This is a genomic window from Thermogutta sp., assembly GCF_014359955.1.
Classification (GTDB): Bacteria; Planctomycetota; Planctomycetia; order Pirellulales; family Thermoguttaceae; genus Thermogutta.
In genome coordinates this window covers 1-1,179 of record NZ_JACIYL010001066.1, presented here as the reverse complement: position 1 = coordinate 1,179, position 1,179 = coordinate 1, and the positions used below count along the sequence as shown (strand labels likewise).

The following is a 1,179-nucleotide window of genomic DNA, read 5'->3' as shown; positions in this document are numbered from 1 at the left end:
AGTTCGCGCGCCGTCACGGCCTTCGTTAGACTTCGGCGCCAGTAGTAGGCAAGAACCCTGGCTTCCAAACCGTGGAACAGTTTCGCAGGAAGACTGAACCCCAGCACCAGAAGCTTGAGGGGTTTTGCGCCCAAAAACGCGAGAGCCTGTCCCAAATCACCAATCGGCTGGGCCGGCCCGTAGAGTGAACTGTTGACCACCTTCAGAATTTTGGCTGCCAGCGCGGGATCCTTCTCGATACACTCCCGGAGAACAGCAGCGTCCACGTCGGGACGCTCGACCAGTTCAAGAACTTTGAGGGCGACCGCGGGCAGGGTGTAGAGATTTCCCGCAATCGCTGCGAGTTTTTGGGCGGTTCTTGAGCCTGCTACATCAAGCTGCGACATAGTGCGGTTCCTTCCCTGCGTCGTCCTGACTGCGCAACAGCGTCATTCTATGCCGGGCGATATCCTCGCTGATTCTTGGGCCATCGCCCAGGAAAGTCGCTGCATTGCGAGGGATTATCCTGGCCGGCATGAAAGGTCAATTCGTTAAGGTCGTCGGAATCCAATCAATCTTCACTGTCGGAAAATTCCGACATTTGTCGAAAGAATCTTCCTTTCGAGGACGGACCCGCGCCAGTTGGACGGTCCAATGGCTTCCCATTGAAAAGTGTAGCTTGAGCTATCGCACGAGGGGGATCAGAATGAGGGTACTTTTGTCCATCTCGGTGGCGACACTTCGTGAGTGTCTGCCGTGAAGCACAAAAGATGAGGGCTGTCACCAATCTCCATTTGCAAAAAAACCATGAAGCTTGGCATTTTCATGAAGATTTTCATCCGCCCGCGATGGCAGGAGTCGCTCGACGTGATCGCCGAGCTGGGAATCCGATGGATTCATTTCACTCTCCAGCCGATTGTGGGAGAGGCTCTGCCACAGGAAGTGGACACCCGAACGGTTGACCAGATTCGCCGGGAACTGACCGCACGCGGCCTGAAAATCGCCACGTTTTCGGGGACGTTCAATATGGCCCATCCTGATGAGAGCTACCGTCGCGCGTATCTCACGCGTCTGGCGACGGTTTGTTCTGTGTGCCGAGATTTAGGAGGAACAATCGTGGCGGTGTGTACCGGAACCCGTGATCCGCTGGACATGTGGAAGGGGCATCCGGACAACCAAACACCCCAAGCGTGGGAGGAC

2 protein-coding genes are annotated in these 1,179 nt (G+C 55.9%); one reads left to right on the top strand and one right to left on the bottom strand.

The window, feature by feature from the left end:
* Window positions 1-386: HDOD domain-containing protein (locus H5U08_RS19400; RefSeq protein WP_297037012.1), on the bottom strand; the 386-nt coding region annotated here is incomplete at its 3' end.
* A 418-nt stretch (window positions 387-804) separates the two neighbouring features.
* Here H5U08_RS19400 and H5U08_RS19395 point away from each other — a divergent pair.
* Window positions 805-1,179, top strand: a 375-nt coding sequence (locus H5U08_RS19395; RefSeq protein WP_297037010.1) for a TIM barrel protein, incomplete at its 3' end; no start/stop codon positions are given.